The organism is Streptomyces sp. NPDC012769 (genome assembly GCF_042901205.1).
Lineage (GTDB): Bacteria > Actinomycetota > Actinomycetes > Streptomycetales > Streptomycetaceae > Streptomyces.
The window spans coordinates 713,388-731,096 of the sequence record NZ_JBIBCP010000001.1 but is presented as its reverse complement, the minus strand read 5'-3'; the positions used below and the strand labels follow the sequence as shown (position 1 = coordinate 731,096).

Annotated in this window: 15 protein-coding genes; 6 read left to right on the top strand and 9 right to left on the bottom strand. The window is 71.6% G+C overall.

Translation table 11 applies throughout. From position 1 onward, the window contains the following. The first annotated feature begins 28 nt into the window (after positions 1 to 28). The 3 genes from ACFY7C_RS03395 to ACFY7C_RS03385 all read left to right on the top strand — a co-directional run bounded on the left by ACFY7C_RS03395 (position 29) and on the right by ACFY7C_RS03385 (position 3,288). Positions 29 to 1,348 carry an ABC transporter substrate-binding protein gene (locus ACFY7C_RS03395; protein ID WP_389642998.1) on the top strand — a complete coding sequence of 440 codons (1,320 nt, stop codon included), beginning with the start codon at positions 29 to 31 and terminating at the stop codon, positions 1,346 to 1,348. 78 nt (positions 1,349 to 1,426) lie between these two features. Then, the gene (locus tag ACFY7C_RS03390) at positions 1,427 to 2,440 is read left to right on the top strand and encodes a carbohydrate ABC transporter permease (RefSeq protein ID WP_389642995.1); all 1,014 of its coding nucleotides are present in this window, start codon (positions 1,427 to 1,429) and stop codon (positions 2,438 to 2,440) included. After that, a complete protein-coding gene (locus tag ACFY7C_RS03385) occupies positions 2,437 to 3,288 on the top strand; it encodes a carbohydrate ABC transporter permease (protein ID WP_389642992.1) in 852 nt (283 codons plus the stop codon). The genes ACFY7C_RS03390 and ACFY7C_RS03385 overlap by 4 nt, the downstream gene beginning before the upstream one ends. A 28-nt stretch (positions 3,289 to 3,316) precedes the next feature. On the opposite strand, the gene ACFY7C_RS03380 is transcribed toward ACFY7C_RS03385, so the two are convergent. After that, positions 3,317 to 4,333, bottom strand: coding sequence for a LacI family DNA-binding transcriptional regulator (locus tag ACFY7C_RS03380; protein ID WP_389642989.1), 1,017 nt, complete (start codon positions 4,331 to 4,333; stop codon positions 3,317 to 3,319). Positions 4,334 to 4,758: 425 nt separating this feature from the next. Between ACFY7C_RS03380 and ACFY7C_RS03375 the strand changes: the two genes are divergently transcribed. Next, positions 4,759 to 6,177, top strand: a complete 1,419-nt coding sequence (locus ACFY7C_RS03375; RefSeq protein ID WP_389642986.1) for an erythromycin esterase family protein — start codon at positions 4,759 to 4,761, stop codon at positions 6,175 to 6,177. Between the two features lie 53 nt (positions 6,178 to 6,230). On the opposite strand, the gene ACFY7C_RS03370 is transcribed toward ACFY7C_RS03375, so the two are convergent. The 3 genes from ACFY7C_RS03370 to ACFY7C_RS03360 all read right to left on the bottom strand — a co-directional run bounded on the left by ACFY7C_RS03370 (position 6,231) and on the right by ACFY7C_RS03360 (position 10,890). Continuing rightward, positions 6,231 to 8,807, bottom strand: coding sequence for an FG-GAP-like repeat-containing protein (locus ACFY7C_RS03370; RefSeq protein ID WP_389642983.1), 2,577 nt, complete (start codon positions 8,805 to 8,807; stop codon positions 6,231 to 6,233). A 343-nt stretch (positions 8,808 to 9,150) separates the two neighbouring features. Beyond that, on the bottom strand, positions 9,151 to 10,065 hold the full coding sequence (locus ACFY7C_RS03365; protein WP_389642980.1) for a CPBP family intramembrane glutamic endopeptidase: 915 nt from the start codon (positions 10,063 to 10,065) through the stop codon (positions 9,151 to 9,153). A gap of 402 nt (positions 10,066 to 10,467) precedes the next feature. Continuing rightward, positions 10,468 to 10,890: an excalibur calcium-binding protein gene (locus ACFY7C_RS03360; RefSeq protein ID WP_389642977.1), complete on the bottom strand. Its 423-nt coding sequence runs from the start codon at positions 10,888 to 10,890 to the stop codon at positions 10,468 to 10,470. A 233-nt stretch (positions 10,891 to 11,123) separates the two neighbouring features. Here ACFY7C_RS03360 and ACFY7C_RS03355 point away from each other — a divergent pair, with 233 nt between their 5' ends. Next, the gene (locus ACFY7C_RS03355; RefSeq protein WP_389642975.1) at positions 11,124 to 11,636 is read left to right on the top strand and encodes a phosphatase PAP2 family protein; all 513 of its coding nucleotides are present in this window, start codon (positions 11,124 to 11,126) and stop codon (positions 11,634 to 11,636) included. Positions 11,637 to 11,709: 73 nt separating this feature from the next. On the opposite strand, the gene ACFY7C_RS03350 is transcribed toward ACFY7C_RS03355, so the two are convergent. The 3 genes from ACFY7C_RS03350 to ACFY7C_RS03340 are packed head-to-tail and all read right to left on the bottom strand — an operon-like array spanning position 11,710 to position 14,295. After that, complete coding sequence (locus tag ACFY7C_RS03350) at positions 11,710 to 12,354, bottom strand: L-threonylcarbamoyladenylate synthase (protein ID WP_389642972.1); 645 nt, start codon at positions 12,352 to 12,354, stop codon at positions 11,710 to 11,712. Beyond that, positions 12,351 to 12,983, bottom strand: coding sequence for a carbonic anhydrase (locus ACFY7C_RS03345; protein ID WP_389642969.1), 633 nt, complete (start codon positions 12,981 to 12,983; stop codon positions 12,351 to 12,353). The genes ACFY7C_RS03350 and ACFY7C_RS03345 overlap by 4 nt, the downstream gene beginning before the upstream one ends. 31 nt (positions 12,984 to 13,014) lie before the next feature. Then, entirely contained in the window at positions 13,015 to 14,295 is a 1,281-nt protein-coding gene (locus ACFY7C_RS03340) for a hypothetical protein (RefSeq protein WP_389642966.1), read from the bottom strand. A 120-nt stretch (positions 14,296 to 14,415) separates the two neighbouring features. Between ACFY7C_RS03340 and ACFY7C_RS03335 the strand changes: the two genes are divergently transcribed. Further along, positions 14,416 to 14,679: a hypothetical protein gene (locus ACFY7C_RS03335; protein ID WP_389642964.1), complete on the top strand. Its 264-nt coding sequence runs from the start codon at positions 14,416 to 14,418 to the stop codon at positions 14,677 to 14,679. 310 nt (positions 14,680 to 14,989) lie between these two features. Here the strand turns inward: ACFY7C_RS03335 and ACFY7C_RS03330 are convergent, their stop codons facing one another. Next, complete coding sequence (locus tag ACFY7C_RS03330) at positions 14,990 to 15,601, bottom strand: hypothetical protein (protein WP_389642961.1); 612 nt, start codon at positions 15,599 to 15,601, stop codon at positions 14,990 to 14,992. A gap of 70 nt (positions 15,602 to 15,671) precedes the next feature. After that, positions 15,672 to 17,657: an FAD-dependent oxidoreductase gene (locus tag ACFY7C_RS03325; protein ID WP_389642958.1), complete on the bottom strand. Its 1,986-nt coding sequence runs from the start codon at positions 17,655 to 17,657 to the stop codon at positions 15,672 to 15,674. Positions 17,658 to 17,709: the final 52 nt, after the last annotated feature.

Genomic DNA, 17,709 nt, shown 5'->3' with positions numbered 1-17,709 from the left:
GAGCCGTAACCCTGAAGGAGTTGGGCACATGGGGAAGACGAAGACGCTCACGGGCGTGCTTCTCACCGTTGCGATGCTGACCGTGGCGGGATGCGGTGGCGGAGGTGCCGCGTCGGGCGAGACCGCGGCGGCTCCCGACGATCCGAACGGGGTCTCCGGTGAGATCAAGGTCCTCACCCAGCGGACCGACCTCGTCCAGAACGGCACGCTGAAGCGGTACGCCGCGGAGTTCAACAAGACCTACCCCAAGGTGAAGGTGAAGTTCGAGGGGATCACGGACTACGAGGGGGAGGTGAAGATCCGTATGAACGCCAAGGCCTACGGTGACGTGCTGATGATCCCCGCGGCGGTCGCCAAGAACGACTACCCGAAGTTCTTCGCCCCCCTCGGGACGACCGCCGAACTCGCGGGGAAGTACCGCTTCAGCGACAAGACCGAGGTGGCCGGAAAGGTCTACGGCATCGCCCAGTTCGGCACCGCCAACGGCTTCGTCTACAACAAGACCGTGTGGAGGAAGGCCGGGATCGCCGCGTGGCCGAAGACCCCGCAGGAGTTCCTCGCGGATCTGAAGGCCATCGGCGACAGGACCGAGGCGGTTCCCTACTACACGAACTTCAAGGACGGCTGGCCGCTGGTCCAGTGGACCGCCAACGTGGGATCCGTGACCTGCGACGCGAAGGCGACCGACAAGCTGGCCGGCCCGGTGTCGCCGTGGCGGGCCGGGGGAGAGCTCCACGCCATCGACACGCTGGTCCACGACATCGTGAAGCAGGGGCTCGCGGAGAAGGACCCGACCACCACGAACTGGGAGAGCTCCAAGGCGATGCTCGCCGAGGGCAAGGTCGGCACGATGATGCTCGGCTCCTGGTCGATCACGCAGATGCAGGGTGCGGCGAAGGAGGCCGGCGGCTCGCCGGCGGACATCGGCTTCATGCCCTTCCCCGCCCAGAAGGACGGCAAGTTCTGCGCCACCCTGGTCTCCGACTACCAGCAGGCCGTCAGCGCCTACTCCGAGAACAAGCCGGCCGCGCGCGCCTGGATCGACTGGTTCACGGAGAAGTCCGGCTACTCGGAGCGGGAGGGCGCGGTGCCGGCGGTGAAGTCGGCTCCGATGCCGGCGACCCTCAAGGACTTTGTTGACAACGATGTCACCTTCGTGGAGCGCTCCGAGGCCCAGACGGCCCTGGTCAACGACATCGACAACACGGCCGAAATCGGCCTGAACAAGCCCGACTACCGGCAGAAGCTCATCGACACCGCCCGCGGAGCGCAGGAGGGAAGCCTCCAGGACTTCTTCGCCGACCTGAACAAGAGGTGGGACGAGGCGGCGAAGACCGCCGGTTCCTGACACCGGCGGAGCGGGCCCCGGTCGTACGACAACGGCCGGGGCCCCGACCTCCCGCAGCCGCGGACACGAAAGGCCGACATGACCGACACACCTCCTGCCCCCTCCCGGACCGAGCCGGCGCGGAGGCCGCGTCAGGCGACGCGGGACGACCGCCCGGCGGGCCCGGCCGCCGTCGCGGCTTGGAAACCCCCGGGCGCCACGAGCACCCGGGGACGCTCCTGGCGCGACTCCCCGCTCCGGCGCGCCACCCCGTGGTTCTTCCTGGCGGTGCCGCTGGCGCTGCTGATCACGTTCACCTACGTGCCCGTGGCGAGCATGGTCTCCTACAGCTTCACCGACTGGGACGGAGTGAGCCCCGACCGCGAGTTCACGGGGGTGGACAACTACGTCCGGATCTTCACCCGCCCCGAGCTCTTCCGGGTCTTCTTCGTCAGCGGCTACTACCTCGCCGCGTCCGTCCTCCAGATCGGAGTCGCCCTCTACTTCGCCACGGTCCTGAGCTTCGATCTCAGGTTCCGCAACTTCTTCAAAGGGATCCTCTTCTTCCCCTACCTCATCAACGGCGTCGCGATCGGCTTCGTCTTCCTCTACTTCTTCCAGGACGGAGGGACCCTCGACTCCGTACTGGCCTGGCTCGGCGTGGCCACCGACCACCCCTGGCTGGGCGATCCCACCTCTGCCAACGTGTCCCTGGCCGGCGTGTCGGTCTGGCGCTTCACAGGGCTGAACTTCGTCCTCTTCCTCGGCGCCATCCAGTCCATTCCGGGCGAGCTCTACGAGGCGGCCCAGCTGGACGGTGCGGGCAAGTGGAAGCAGTTCCGCCACATCATCGCCCCGAGCATCAAGCCCGTCCTCAGCCTCAGCGTCATCCTGGCGGTCTCCGGCTCCCTGTCCGTGTTCGAGATCCCCTACATCATGACCGGCGGCGCGACCGGCACATCGACCTTCGTCATCCAGACGGTCAAGCTCGCCTTCCAGTTCAACAAGACCGGCCTGGCCTCGGCAGCGGCCGTGGTGCTGCTCGCGATCATCCTGCTGATCACCTGGATCCAGCGCCGGCTCGTGCCCGACGACAAGGTGGACCTCGTATGATCCCCGCCCCGACGACGCGCCGCCGCCGCTTGCCGGTCGGGACCGCGCTGACCTACCTGTCCCTGCTCGCCGCGACGGTGGTGGTCCTGCTGCCCCTCGCCGTGGTCCTCCTCACCTCGCTCAAGACGTCCGAGGAGGTGTCCGGCGGCGGCGCGCTCTCCTTGCCGGGGGACTGGCTGAACTTCCGGAACTACGCCACGGCGTTCACCGACGCCCACATGCTCGCGGCCTTCGGCAACACCGCCTTCATCCTCGTCTTCTCGGTCGGCGGCACCGTGATCATCGGCTCGATGACGGCCTACGCGGTCGACCGCTTCGACTTTCGGGCGAAGAAGCCCGTCATGGCGCTCTTCCTCGTCGCCACCCTCGTACCGGGCGTCACCACCCAGGTCGCGACCTTCCAGGTCGTCAACAGCTTCGGCCTGGTGGACACCCGCTGGGCCCCGATCCTCCTCTACATGGGCACGGACATCGTCTCTGTCTACGTCTTCCTGCAGTTCATCCGCTCCATCCCCCGCTCGCTGGACGAGGCCGCCCGCCTGGACGGCGCCAACGCGTTCACGATCTACCGGAAGATCATTCTTCCGCTCCTCAAGCCGGCGATCGCCACCGTCGTCATCATCAAGGGGATCACCACCTACAACGACTTCTACATCCCCTTCCTCTACATGCACTCGGAGGACCTCGGGACCATCTCCACCTCGCTGTTCCGCTTCAAGGGCCCCTTCGGTGCGCACTGGGAGGCCATCTCGGCGGGCGCGATCCTCGTCATCCTGCCGACGCTCGTCGTCTTCCTTCTGCTCCAGCGGTGGATCTACAACGGCTTCGCGCAAGGAGCCACGAAGTAGTTAGTGCTCGCGGCGTCCGAAGGACGGCTCAGGCCGACGGGGCGGAGGTGCTGCCCCGTGGTACGAACCGGGCGTACTCCTCCTCCACGTTCCCGACCTCCTCGTCCGCGACGAGGGCGAGCAGGGTCCGTGCCGCGCCGGCCCCGTACGCCGGGATGTCCCGGGAGAGGGCGGACAGCGGGGGACGGACGACCTGGGTGAGCGGCGATTCGTCCCAGGCCACGACGGACAGCTCGCGGGGGATCGAGAGACCGATCTCCTGGGCCACGGACAGCGCGGCCACCGCCATGATGTCGTTGTCGAAGATCATCGCCGTGGGGCGCTCGGCGGCGATGAGCAACCGGCGGGCGGCGCGGGCTCCCTCGTCGCCGGTGTAGTCGGTGTGGACGATCTCGGGCTCGGGCAGACCCGCCTCCGCGCAGGCCTCGCGGAGGGCGGCGTCCCGCACTGCGGTGTGCGCGAAGCCCTCGGGGCCGGCCACCCGCGCGATGCGCCGGTGGCCGATCGTCACCAGGTAGCGCACCGCCTCGCGCACGCTCTCCCCGTCGTCCGACCACACGGCGGGCAGGGAGCCCGCCGTGTGCGGCGGCCCGATGACCACGGCGGGCAGGCCGAGGGCCTCGACCGCCGGCACGCGCGGGTCGTCGGTGCGCAGGTCGACCAGGAACACGCCGTCCACCCGTCGCTCTCCCCACCAGCGCCGGTAGATCTCCAGCTCGCGCTCCTCGCTGTCGACCATCTGCAGCATCAGGGCGTACGCGCGATCGGAGAGGACGCTCTCGATGCCGCTGATGAACTCCATGAAGAAGGGCTCGGTGCCGAGGGTGGACGCCGGCCGCCGCACGACGAGCCCGACCGCCTGGGCGCGAGCACCGCTCAGGGCCCGCGCGGCGCTGTTGGGACGCCAGCCGAGCTCCTTCGCGATCGCCTTGATCGACGCACGGGTCGCGTCGGACACCCCCGGCTGGTCGTTGAGGGCATAGGAGACGGCCACCTTGGACACTCCGGCGCGGAGCGCGATGTCCGCAATCGTCGGCCGCTTCACACGTGACTCCCACTCTGCACAGGACCTCTCAGCAGAGTGACCCTACCCGCAGGGGTCCCGGGGCCCGCCGGACACGGTTCCCGTCCCGGACGCCCGACCACCGCCGGTCCTGATGGATCGCGGCCGAGCGGTGACGCGACTGAAGCCGGCTGTGAACGAGCGATCCTCGGCCCACGACTGATTCTTCGTCTGCCGCGCGCTCGTGGCTTGAAGGGTTACGACGGCGACCGCCTGGACGCGCCCGAGGGGCCGGCGACGCAGCTCAAGGTCCGGGGCGGGTGCGCTGACCAGGGGGGCAACCCCCCTTCCGCACCTGGGGTGGCCTCTGGAGGAAGTCGGCGGACCACCCCAGCGCGGTCCGCATCCCGGCGCACGAAGATCGCTTCATCGGCGCAGGAAGCCGCCGCGCGCAAGGAGAGATCGGCATGCACGGGTACAGGAAGACGACCGGCCGGCGAGGGTTCCTCGCACTCGCGGGAGCGGCCGCAGCCACGACGCTGACCACCGCGATGGCTTCCCCCGCGCCGGCCGTACGAGGGGCGTCGATGGAACCCACCCCAGGTGCCGCACCGGCCGTCCCGGCCGGCCTCGCGGCAAGAGGCCCGGAAGAAGCCGTCGTACGGCACCTGGAACGGGTCGCACACCCGTTGCGCACCACGGAACCCGGCGGCCGGACCGCGGACCTCCGGGCGCTGAGCTGCATGGTCGGGGGTGCGAAGGTGGTGGGGCTGGGCGAGGCCACGCACGGTTCGCACGAGTTCTTCGCCATGAAGGAACGCGTCTTCCGCTACCTCGTGGAGGAACGCGGCTTCACCACCTTCGCCCTGGAGATGAGCTGGTCGGCAGGGCTCCGCATCGACGAGTACCTCCAGGGCGGACCCGGCGACCCGCGGCGGATCGCGGAGGCCACGCTGGCCGGATCCCCGTGGGAGCGCGAGGAGTTCGTCAGCCTGATCGGCTGGATGCGCGAGCACAACCGTCGCCGTCCCGGCCACCGGGTCCACTTCATGGGGGACGACCTCGGGGCCCCGAAGCTCGGCGACCACATCTTCGAGCGCGTGCTGTCGTCCGTCCGCGAGATCCGGCCGGAGGCACTGCCCCGGCTCACCGAGCTGTACGCCGGACTGCGTCCCTTCGACGACATGTTCGCCTACCTGCGCGAGCCGCTCGCCCAACGCGAGGCCAACGCCGCGCGTGCCCAGGAGGCGCTCGACCTCGTCGCCGAGCACCAGGAGGGTGACGGCGGCGACTACGCGTGGACGATGCGGCACGCCCTCAACATCGCGCAGACGTTCGCCTTCGCCACCGTCGACCTCGCCGATCCGGCCTCGGTCGCCGCCGCCGAACGCCTGCGTGACCAGGCCATGGCCGACAACGTGCTGTGGTGGCATCGCCACACGGGCCACACCATGCTGCTGTCGGCCCACAACGGCCACATCGGATACCTCTCCACCCACCCCGACATGTATCCGCGGACCCAGGGCGCCGTGCTGCGCGATCGCCTCGGCCGGGACTACGCCGCGATCGGGTTCAGCTTCGCCGCCGGGTCCTTCCTCAGCAAGGACACCTCCCTGGACGGGGACTGGACCCCCGTCACCGTCCCGGCCGCGCGCGCCGGGATGAACGAGCACACGCTGGACCGGGTCGGCCACCGGGACTTCTACCTCGACCTGCGGGCCGCCCCCGCCGCGGCCCGCGCCTGGCTCGACCGCGCCCGCCCGGTCTACGACGCGGGCTCGACCTTCACCCCCGACCCGCTGCCCGTCCTGGCCATCGGCCGGGCCTATGACGTACTGATCCACCTCCACCGGGTTCGGGCAGCCGACAAACTCCCGTCACCGTGACCGTCACCGGCACCGTGACCGTCGCCGTCGCGTAGGACGCCGCTTCGGGAGTCCTACCAGCCCTTCGTCACGTCACGGGCGGCTTCGAAGGTGCCGTTGCCATGGCCGGACCAGACCTTGAGGGTGCCCGTGGAGTTGTCCCGTGCAAGGATGTCCGCCTTGCCGTCGGCGTCGGAGTCCTGGGCGGCGACGGTCTGGGAGAAGCTCCATCCACCGGTGACCTGGACCGGCTTGTTGAAGTAGCCGGCCGCGTTGTGCGTCCACATCTTCAGGCTGTTCGTCGCGGGATCGCGGGCGAGGATGTCGGCTTGGCCGTCACCGTTGAAGTCGGCTGCGGCGGTCTGCGTGAAGTTCCAGCCCGCGGTGAGCACGACGGACGCCTTGAAGGTGCCGTCGCCCCGGCCGCCCCAGAACTTCAGGTAGCCGTCGGGATCGCGGGCGATGAGGTCGGCCTTGTCGTCTCCGTCGAAGTCGGCGGTCGCGGTCTGGGTGAAGTTCCAGCCGCCGGTCACGTTGCGGGGGGCGTTGAAGGTGCCGTCGCCCCGGTTGGTCCACATGCGGAGCGTGTTCTGGGGGACGGTCTCGTTGGCGGGACCTTCGTAGCGGGCCAGGATGTCGGCCTTGCCGTCGCCGGTGAAGTCGGCGGCGGTGGTCTGGGAGTAGTTCTGCCAGCCGAGGGTGAGGTCCTTCGCCCTGTCGTACGTGCCGTCGCCGCGGTTGAACCACACCTTCAGGGTGCCCGTGGGGTCGTGCCGGGCCATCAGGTCGGTGACCGAGTCGCCGTTGAAGTCGGCGGCGATGGTCTCTCCCATGGGCAGCGACGCCCGAGGTACCCGGTCCGCCAGAGTGCGGCCGAGGAGTTCCGTACCGGCGTCGTTGAAGTGCAGCTTGTCCGCGCTCGCGACCGCGGGCCGGAGGGCGTAGGGATCGTCGAGGTCCTTGGTGGCCACGTCGAAGTCGATGTAGCCGTCGATGTCGCTCGTGGTGCGGATGTACGCGTTCACGGACTGCCGCACGGCTTCGTGGAGCCGGAAGGAGCCGGTGCCGCCGGTGTACCCGGAGAAGCCCGGGACGGTGGCCACCGTGATGCGGATCCCGCGGGCACGGGCCTGGGCCGCGATCGTGCGGATGGCGTTCGTGACGGTGGTGGCCGAGGCGTTGTCGTGGACGATGTCGTTGACGCCCTCGTAGAGGACGACCTCACGCACGTTGGGCTGGGCGAAGACGTCGCGATCGAGGCGGGTGACCGCGCTCGGGCCCGAACCGGTGGAGTAGTCCTTGGCTATCCGGTTCGAGCTGATGCCGGCGTTGAGGACGCCGGGGGAGGACGCGACGTCACCGAGGAAGGACGCGTAGAAGTCGGGATAACGTCGATTGGTGTTCGCGGTGCTGTGGCCGCCGTCGGTCTGGGAGTCGCCGATGGTGACGACGGTCCCTGCGGTGCCGGTCGACGCGACGTCGACACCGCTGACCAGCCCCCAGAAGGAGACGGGCTTGGTGAAGGCGTCCTTCTGGACGTCGGCCGTACGGTCACCGGCGAGACGGGCGGTGGTGTACGAGGTCGTCAGGGCGTACGCGTGGTGGGGAGCCACCTTCACCGTACCCGGAAGGTGGTAGCTGACCAGCAGGTTCCGTCCCGCGGTGATGGGGAGGGAGATCGGGTCGCTGACGACCTCTCCGCCTGCCGGCAGCGTGGTCCGCTGGTTCATGCCGAAGGTCACGGTGACGGGCGCCTGCGCGGCGGTGGCCTGGTCGGCCTGCTCGGCGACGGTGACGTGGCCGAGCTGCACGGGGTCGGGGGAGAAGGTGTTGGCGAAGCGCAGCCGGACCGTGGATCCACTGGTGTGGGGGTTGACCACCATGCGGAACGTCTGGTTCGTCCAGTCCGGATAGTCGGTTCCCATGGAGGTGCTGCGCCCGTAGCTGAAGGATGTGGCCCAGCTTCCGACCCAGGCGGCACCACCGGGCGCGGCAGGAGTGCCGCGCACCGCCGCGGAGAAGACGTGCAGTCGGGGCCCGCCGGCGGGCAGGGAGGGCAGGGTGACGGAGGAGACCGTCTTGCCCGGGCTGATCGGGACGGTGACCGCGAACAGTTTCACCGGCGCCGTGCCCCGCGCGGAACGGCCGAGCACGACGGCCGCGGCGACCGTGTTGCCGGCCTCCCAGTCACCGACGTTCTCGAGGGTGTACGCGGAGGTGGTGCCGTCGCTGTAGTGCACGGTGCCGGAGCCGCTCGCCGCACCGCCGGTGGCGGTGACCAGGAAGCCGAGGGCGTTGCCGGAACCGGACACGGACACCCGCTGGCCCGCTGCGACGATGTTGTCCATCTGACCGGGGGCCACGTCGGGCATGGTGTAGGTCGTGCCGCTGACGGTGATGTGCGCTCCGCGGCTCCAGCCCGCGGCATTCAGCGTTTCGGCGGACAGACTGTCGCCCGTTCCGTCGAGGTTCGCGAGAGCGGGCGAAGCCTCGGGTGCGATACCGGCGTTGTCGAAGGCCTCGGCGAGCGAGACGGGAACGGCCTCCTCGGCCATGGCATGCGTCGCCGAGAATCCGGCGGCGACCAGCGCGAGAACGAGGGCCGCTGCTGCGGTTCTCGTTCCAGCGGACGCGGGTGTCGTAGAGAGCATGTGCTGTCTTTCCTGGCTGTATCGGGGAACTGTCATGGGCTGCGCTGCCACGTGCCGATGACGCCGAGGGCTCGAGATTCCGGTGTCCGACGTGCCAGGCCGTGGAGCGCGATTATCGCCGAGCGGGTGGACGCGCCTACGCACTTCGCACCGGTGAGCAGCTCCGCCGTTGATCGGACACTGCGGAGGCCGGACTGGATGACGTCCGACCGCTTCGGCGAGGTGGAGGGCTACGACGGCGCCCGCCTCCCCGCCCCGGAGGTCCCGGCGAACCGGCTGAAGGCCCGGGGCGGGTGCGCTGAACCGGGGCCAGGCCGTCTTCAACGCCGAGGTTGGCCAGCGGTCAAGCCGTGAGGTTCGGTGTGCGAGCGGTGACACCGCGCCGGTCGGCGAGCCGCGCGGCGATCAGGCAGAACACCGGCGCGAACACGAACTCGGCGGCCAACGCCTCCCAGGGGGCGTCGGCGGCGGTGCTCTGGTCGGCCAGCTCTCCGAAGACCGCGGCGAGGGAGAAGGCGATGAGGTTGTTGACCGTATGGGCGGCGATGACGGCCTCCAGGCCGCCCGTACGGATGGTGAGCCAGCCCCACCAGGCCGCCGAATAGCACAGCAGCAGGAACCCGGACAACTGCCCGAAGCCGTGCGCGAGGGCGAACAGCAGCGAGGCCACGGCCACCCCGGGCCAGGGGGAGCGGAGGAACCCACCGAACAACTGGGGCAGCCAGCCGCGGAAGACGAACTCCTCGGCGGCCGCCTGGAACGGCACGAGCGCCCACAACACGACCAGGCTGAGGGCGAGTTCGGGCCACCCCGGCACCGTCCCGGGCACGGCCTCGGAGCCGTCCTGGAGCAGGCTCCAGGCCATCAGTACGAGGTTCTGCACGACGAACACGGCCGCGGCCAGCCCGAAGCACCACCCCAGCCAACCCCATCGGATTCGTCCGACGACGGACGCGACGGTGCCGGCAGGGCGTCCGCCGCACACGCGGACGGCGATCAGCACGGCCGGGGTCCACAGGGCCAGGGCCACCAGCATGACGGCGTTGTCGAGCAGCGGGTCGGCGAAGAACCCGTCACCGTCGGCCGCGGCCGACTCCAGCCCCAGGACTGCGCCGAGGACGGCGGAGCCGGCAAACGTGACGACCATCGCCGCGACCATCAGCGCGAGGACGAGGAAGAACTCCCCGACCCGCGCCGCAGTGCGCTGCCGCCCGTTGCGCCCCTGCTCGTGATAGGCCGCCCCCGGCGGAGCGGCCACCGGCCCCCGCCGCTGCGCCGGCACGGGAGCCTGCGGTCCCCACCCGGAGTGTGGAGGAGCGGGCCAGGTCGGCCCACTCTGCGGCGGAGGCGCCCACGGATCGTGGGCGTGGTGGGGAGGACCGGGTATCGGGTCGGACATGTATCGGCTGCTTTCTCGGGCCACGCGTACACAGGGGTAACCCGAGGAGTCTGCCACCCCGCGCACGGACGCGTGGGCTTCCCTCAGCCGGTTCGCTGCCGCCCTGGCAGCGGAGGGTTGCTCGGACTCCGGGCTCTGCGGGCCCATAAGTTCCCCTGACGCGCTCGGAGTTCAGCCGGTTGAAGTGGCGGCGATGTGCGGGGCATACGGAGGCGGCCACCGCGCGCTGGGGTGGCCGCCTCCGTCGCATTTGAGGGTGGGTCAGGCGCGGCGGCGGCGGGCGATGACGTAGCCGCCGGCTGTGGTCGCGCCGATCGCCAGGGTGAGGCCGATTCCTGTGCTGAGGTCGGTGGGGCCGGATGCTCCGCCGATTCCCCCCTGGGTGCCGCGGGTTGGCATGGGGTTCACGGGCTGCGTCACGGTGCCGCCCGTGCTCGTGGGCGTCGGCCGCACGGTTCCGGTGTCGGAGCGTCGGGGCAGTGCTTCGCAGGCGATGCCGTCGTCGGGGCCCTGGTCCTCGTCCAGCCCGTGCGGGTCGCTCGGGTCCCGGTGGAATTCGGCCTGGGCGTCTTCCTGGAAGCGGAAGTCCCGGCAGTCGAGATCCTGGGCGTGGGCGATGCCGGAGAGCGAGGCGGCGCAGACCATGCCCAGAACTATGCCGGCGATCGAGGTACGGCTGTTCATCGAGATCTTCCTCAACGCTGGACGACCGTCGCTTCAAGCTAGGAGCTGTCCTCGGGCCGAGCACTCCGCGTTAGCCCGAACGGGGACAATTCCTCACGGTGAGTAATGACCGCGGCCGGTCGCCCGCGCGGTATGCGGCAGAACCTCGGGCTTCTGGCCGCATGAGGCGGTGCGATTCGGGACACGTGCAGGCCATGAGCTTGTTGCCGTGGGTACGTGAGACCGACCGGATCGTGACTCGGTGGACGGTGGCCCGGGTTCCGCCCGGCGTCGGCAGGGTGCTCTCGGTGGTCGAGGAGAGCGCCGAGAGTTCGAAGCTGTGGGGCGGTGCCGCGGTCGCGATGGCGTGGTGGGGCGGGTGGCGCGGCCGGAAGGCGGCGGTGGCGGGGGTGGGCGCGCTGGTGGTGGCGCAGCTGGTGTCGAACGGCCTGGGGAAGCAGGTGGCCGAGCGGCCCCGGCCGCCGAAGGAGTGGTTCCCGCACGACGAGGTGGACGATCGCCCGGACACCTCGTCCTTCCCCTCCGGGCACACGGCCGCCGCGGTGGCCTTCACGGCCGCGGTGACACCGACATGGCCGGCCGCCGGAGCCGCGTGCGCCGTGCCCGCCGCACTGGTGGCGGTCGAGCGCGTCCAGAGCGGCGCGCATTACCCCAGCGACGTGGCCGTGGGGGTGGTCCTCGGGCTGTTCTGTGCCTGGCTCGTCCGCCGGGCGCCGCGCATCGCGCGATACGTATACCTGCGCTGACCGCTGACGACTGACCACTGAGCGTTCCGAGAGGGAGGGCGGCGCATCGCGCCGCCCTCCCCGGCGGACTACTTCACCGCACGACCAGGTCGGGTACGACCGTCCGCAGACGGTCCACCGACAGGACGCCGTCGCGGACGAGGACCGGCACCTCGCCGCTGAGGTCCACGATCGACGAGGAGACCGGGCCGGCCGTGGAGCCCCCGTCGAGATAGACGGCGACCGAATCGCCCAGCATGGCCTGCGCGGCGTCGCAGTCCTGCGGCGAGGGGTGGTCGGTCAGGTTCGCGCTGGAGACCGCCAGCGGTCCCGTCGCGGCGAGGAGGTCGAGCGTGAGCGGGTGGTCGGGCATGCGGATCGCGACCGTGCCACCGGTCTCGCCCAGATCCCAGGCCAGCGAGGCCCGGTGCCTGACCACCAGAGTGAGCCCGCCCGGCCAGAAGGCGTCGATCAGCGCCCGGGCCGCCTCCGGAAGTTCCTCCGTCAGGTCGCTCAGCGCCTCGGCGGAATTCACGAGCACCGGAGACGGCTTCTGCCGCCCCCGGCCCTTCGCGGCGAGCAGCCCGGCCACCGCCGCCGGATCGAAGGCGTCGGCCCCCACCCCGTAGACGGTGTCCGTCGGCATGACCACGAGCCGGCCCTGCCGCACGGCCGCGGCCGCCTCCTTCAGACCCTGCGTACGGGCGGACGGGTCGGAGCAGTCGAAGCGGAGCGTCACGACGCCGGGACTCCCTCCGGGACGTCACCGCGGGTGGTCACGACGCGGGCGTTGCCCTCGGCGAGGGCGTAGCCGAGGCCGACGACGGCGATATCGCCGGCCTTGACCTGCTCGGCCAGCAGCCGGGAACGGTCGAGCAGCAGGTCGACGGTGTGCCGGATGTGCTCGTCGATGATGTCGCTGTCGGCGGTGAGACCGGCCGTGCGGGCCGCGAGGATGCTGGGCGTCACCCGCTCCACCACGTCCCGCACGAAGCCGCCCGCCGCGAAGCCGTCCTCCACGGCCGCGCGGGCCGCGGCGACCGCGCCGCAGGAGTCGTGCCCGAGCACGACGACCAGGCGCGCCCCGAGGACGCTGGTCGCGTACTCGACGCTGCCGAGCACCTCCGGTCCGATGACGTGACCGGCGGTCCGGACCACGAACAGGTCCCCGAGCCCCTGGTCGAAGATGATCTCGGCCGCGAGGCGGGAATCGGAGCAGCCCAGGATCACCGCGAACGGTTCCTGTCCCGGAGCCAACTCCGTGCGGCGCGCGGCGTCCTGGTTCGGGTGTTCCGGTGAGCCCGACACGAAACGCCGGTTGCCGGAGAGAAGCGATTCCATGGCGACGGAAGGAGAAGTTCTAGGCATGGGCTCACCCTATGCCCAGGAGGTCCTCGCCTCACCGCCCGGCCCGCCGTCCGCCGCGGCCGTCGTCCGCGGCCCGACTGCCGCGCGGTGGCCAGGGGCCCGCGAGCAGTGCCTCGGCCTCCGCGACGATCGCCGCGGCCGAGCGCTCGCGCCTCCCCTCCCGTACGGCCTCCGTGTCGTCGTTCGTCGTGTCGTGGTTCGTCGTGTCGTGGTACGCGGCGACGAGGTTGACGAGCGGCCGGAGCGCCGGCGGCCGACCCAGGGGCCCCCAGCCCTCGTACTCGATCAGGTCGCCCCCGGCGACGGGGGCGAGGGCGCCGTTCACGATCAGCCGGAGCCACCAGCGGACCAGTTCCCAGCGGGCCTCTGTGTCGACACCGGGGTCGGCGGTGGGGAGGTCCCGGGCCAGGCCCAGCTCCGTCAGGACCCGGTCGAACAGTGCCTCGGCCTCCTCGTGTTCGGTACGGGTCAGACCGGCGAGCAGCGGCAGCGAATCCGACTCGACGTCGAGCACCAGGGCCGTCAGGCCGGCCTCGATCAACCGCTCCGGGCGGTGCCATCGGCCGATCAGGCGCTCCAGCGCCAGCATCCGCAGCTCCTCGACCGCCTCCCGCGCGGTGACGGCGTAGGGCCGGTACGGCGTGGGCGCGGTGACGTCGATGCTCGGACCGCCGCCGACGAAGTACGACCAGAAGCCCACGGTCGCCCGTCCGAAGAGGCTGCTCGAACGGCCGGTGAACTCGCGCCGGACGTAGTCGGCGAGATCGTTCCCGTAGAGGATGATGTCGGTCTGGTGGACGGACAGCACGGGGTGGCCCCACTCGCTCGCCGTGCCGGGCAGACAGCGATGGCCGAAGACGGGGACCAACTGCGGGACGGTCGCCAGCTCGGCCCGCGCGACCCGCAGGGCCTCGGCCGTTCCCGTCGGCCTCGGACTCCAGCGAGGGTGCCAGAAGCGGTTGTGCCGCACGTCGAAGAGCACTCCCTCCACCGGCTGCGACAGCCGCCGGGCGAGGTCGTCCGGGTCGCCGTCGCGCCAGTCCGGCCAGCTCGGCGAGCCGAGCGGCAGCCCGGCGGCGAGGAACGTGCGGTGGTCGGCCGCGAACCGGAAGCCGAACCGGGCCTCGACCCCGTCGAGCTCCCGCTCGCCGAGCCCGGGTCCGATCTCGGCGCCGAGCAGGCCCTGAAGGGCCTTCGCGGCGTCGAGGGTGAGCGGCGTGGGTGCGGACGGGCCGGAGGACGGGTCGGGGGACGGGTACGGCACGGCGGCCGGCCGGGTCGGGTGCCGGGGCGGGGAAGCCGGATCGATCATGGACCGCAGCCTAGTGAGCGGGGCTCCGCGGCCGGTGGGACGGGCACTGTCAGACCCTCCCCGTAGCGTCGGAGACACGGGGCCGGGACGTACCCGGCCCACCGGCGCAAGGGAGCCGTCATGGGTGAGCTCAGCGTGGACCGGCAGCACCTCGACCACCTTCTCGCGGACGCCGCGAGCGGGTACGACGTCCCGTACCAGCAGGCGTTCGCCGAGCTCGCCGTCTCCCACCGGGGGCGCCCGGCGGCGATGATCGTGCCGCTGCTGCGCGCGGCGGCGGAGCGGGCACTCCTCGGCTTCACCCCGGCCGACCTCGCCGACCAGGCGGAGGCCATCAGCAGCGGCAGGCCCTACGAGCTGAGAATCCGCGTCACCGGGAGATAGACCGGCGGCACCGGCGGAGAGGGACCGGCGGAGAGGGACCGGCGACGTCGGCAGAGACGGAGCGGCGGCGCGGCCACCGGAACACCGGCAGAGGGAGCGGCGACACCCGGCAGGGGGGGCACCGGCGCACGCGGCATCGGAGAGCAGGCCCCCTCAGCGGCCCCTGCCGCGCACCGCCCGCTCCCGGTCAGCGGCCCCGGTCGGCATCCGCCTCCGCGGTGTCCGAGTGCTCGGCGTCCGCCGGCTCAGGGGCCCGGCTCCGCGGTGTCCGCCTGCCCTGCGTCCACTGGCTCAGGGGGCCGCCGCCCGGTCAGCGTCCGCCCGCGCCCGGCGCGGGCTGTCGGCCGGTGCCCTGACAGTCGGGGCAGTCCATGCCCAGACCGCATTCCGGGCAGGACCTGCCGTCCACGAAGCCCAGGCCCTCGCACTCGCGGCAGGACCCCCAGCCCTCGCACATCACACACAACACGTCCCCGGCCGCCAGGGTCACCTCGGTGACCACGCGCGGCGGGCGCTGCCAGCGGGAGCGGAGCCATACGACGGGCGTCGAGCCCGAGACCCGCAGTGCGCCGCCGCCTGCCGGTCCGACGCCCGCCTCGAAACCGTCGTCCCGCAAGGCCTTGAGGAGCGGCAGCCCACCGACACCCTCCCGCGTCTCCGTACGCCAGGCCGCGGCGCGGAACGCGTCGTCGGCGAGTGCGGCCGCGGGCCCGTACGGGATGCCCGGGAGGTACAGCGTCATCCCGAACCGCCTGCCCGTCATGCCGCTCACGGTGCGCCGGTCGTCGGTTCGCTCCTCGACCCTCGGCTCGACACCGGGCGCCACGGCGGCCGCGACGGCCCGCACCTCGCGCCGCAACCGTCGCACCGCCCGCTCGAACGCCTCGGCCGCACCCTCGATCTCCCCGTCCTCCCCGTCCATGGGCACCTCCCGTACCTCCCCGTACCTCCCGCACAAAGGTAGCGACGCGATCTCAGAGACCCGGGAGCGTCTAGAGCGACGCCGCCGCGGTCAGGCCTTCCAGGACCGCTTCCTCGACCGTACGGGGGCTGACGCAGTCCCCGACCGTGAGGACGCGCTCGGCCGACAGGCCCAGGGCGGGCAGGTCGAGGCCGGCGGGCGTGAGGTCGGTGACCGGGGTGTGGCCCTGGGCCAGGACGACGGCGGCGACGTCCTCCAGGAGCACGGCTTCCTCGGTCAGGGTGTGCTGGAGGTAGACGGTGTCCGGATCGGCGCCGTACAGCCGGACGTTGGGGACCACCTCGATCCGGGCGCGTACCGCGTCGGCCAGCATCCCGGCCCGTACGTACTGCTGCAGGTGCTCGCCGGCCGCGAAGCCCGTCACGCACAGGGTCACCTTCCGCCCCCGGCCCGCGAGCAGCAGCGCGACGCCCAGGCCGATCCAGTCGCCCCGCCAGTCCGCCACCACGACCCGGCCGCGCGGCACCTCGGCGCCGCGGATCACCGCCCACGCGTCCAGGACCACCGGCTCGTCCACCAGCTCCAGGGGAGGCCGCCGGGGCAGCGCGCCCGTCGCGAGGACGACGGCATCGGGGGAGGCCGCGGCGAGGGCCGCGGCATCGATCCGCGAACCGGTCAGGACGCGGACGCCCGCACGACGCGCCTCTCCCTCCAGGTTGGTGATCACACCGCCGAACTCCGCCCGCCCCGGCAGCCGTTCCGCCAGCAGCACCTGACCGCCGACGCGCCGGCCGGCCTCGTGCAGTTCCACGGCGTGACCGCGCCCGGCCGCGACCGCCGCGGCCTTCAGGCCGGCCGGACCCCCGCCGACGACCAGGACCTTCCGACGCCGTGTCACCGGCGGCAGCAGCGCGAAGCGGCGCTCCCGACCGGTCTCCGGGTGCTGGATGCAGGAGATGGGGTGGCCGAGCTGGAAGTGGCCGATGCAGGCCTGGTTGCAGCCGACGCAGGCCCGGATCTCCTCGGCGCGCCCGTCGGCGGTCTTGGCCGGCAGCTCCGGGTCGCAGATCAGGGCCCTGGTCATGGCGCAGGCGTCGGCCTGTCCGCCGGCGATGATCTGCTCCGCTTCCTGCGGCTGGTTGACGCGGCCCGCCACCATCACCGGGACGCCGACCACCGCCCGTACCCGTGCGGCGAGGGGTGCGGTGTAGCCCGCGGGCCGCGCCATGGGCGGGGCGATGTGCTGGGCACCCGACAGGCTGGACGAGCTGCCCGCGCACACCGAGACGTAGTCGAGCAGTCCCTCGCCGTCGAGCCGGGCCACGGTCTCCAGGACGAGCGTGGTGTCCAGACCGTCATGGCTGAGCTCGTCCCCCGAGACGCGCAGGCCCACGGCGAAACCGGGCCCGGCCTGCTCCCGGGCGCTGCGCAGGGCCTCGCGCAGAAAGCGCAGCCGTCGTTCCGGGTCGCCGCCCCAGCCGTCGGTGCGGACGTTGACGTGCGGGCTGAGGAACTGCGCCGGCAGATAGCCGTGGCTGGCCACCACCTCCACACCGTCGAGGCCCGCGTCCCGCAGCCGACGGGCGGCCCTGCCGTAGCCGTCGACGACCTCGTGGATCTCCTGCTCGGTCATCGCCCGCGGCATCACGTGGAAGCGCTCGCTCGGCACGGCCGAAGGGGCCCAGGCCACGGGCGCGGTGCCGTCGGCGGACTCGAGGATCTCCCGCCCCGGGTGGAAGAGCTGCCCGAACACCTTCGTACCGTGCCGGTGGACCGCGCGTGCGAGCCGGGCGTAACCAGGGACGCAGGAGTCGTCGGTGGCCATGAGGACGTGCGTGGTGTAGCGCGCGGACTCGTGCACGCCGGAGACCTGGAGCACGATCAGGCCGACGCCGCCGGCCGCGCGCGCCTCGTGATAGGCGATCAGGTCCTCGGTCACGGCGCCGTCCTCGGCCAGGACCGTGTCGTGGCCGGAGGACACGATCCGGTTGGGCAGTGTCACGCCGCCGATGCGCAGCGGACTGAGCAGGCGAGGGAACGGTGTCGCCGTCGTCATCACAGGACCTTTCGCCGGGCGATGTGCGGGTGCGGTGCGGGTGCGGATGCGG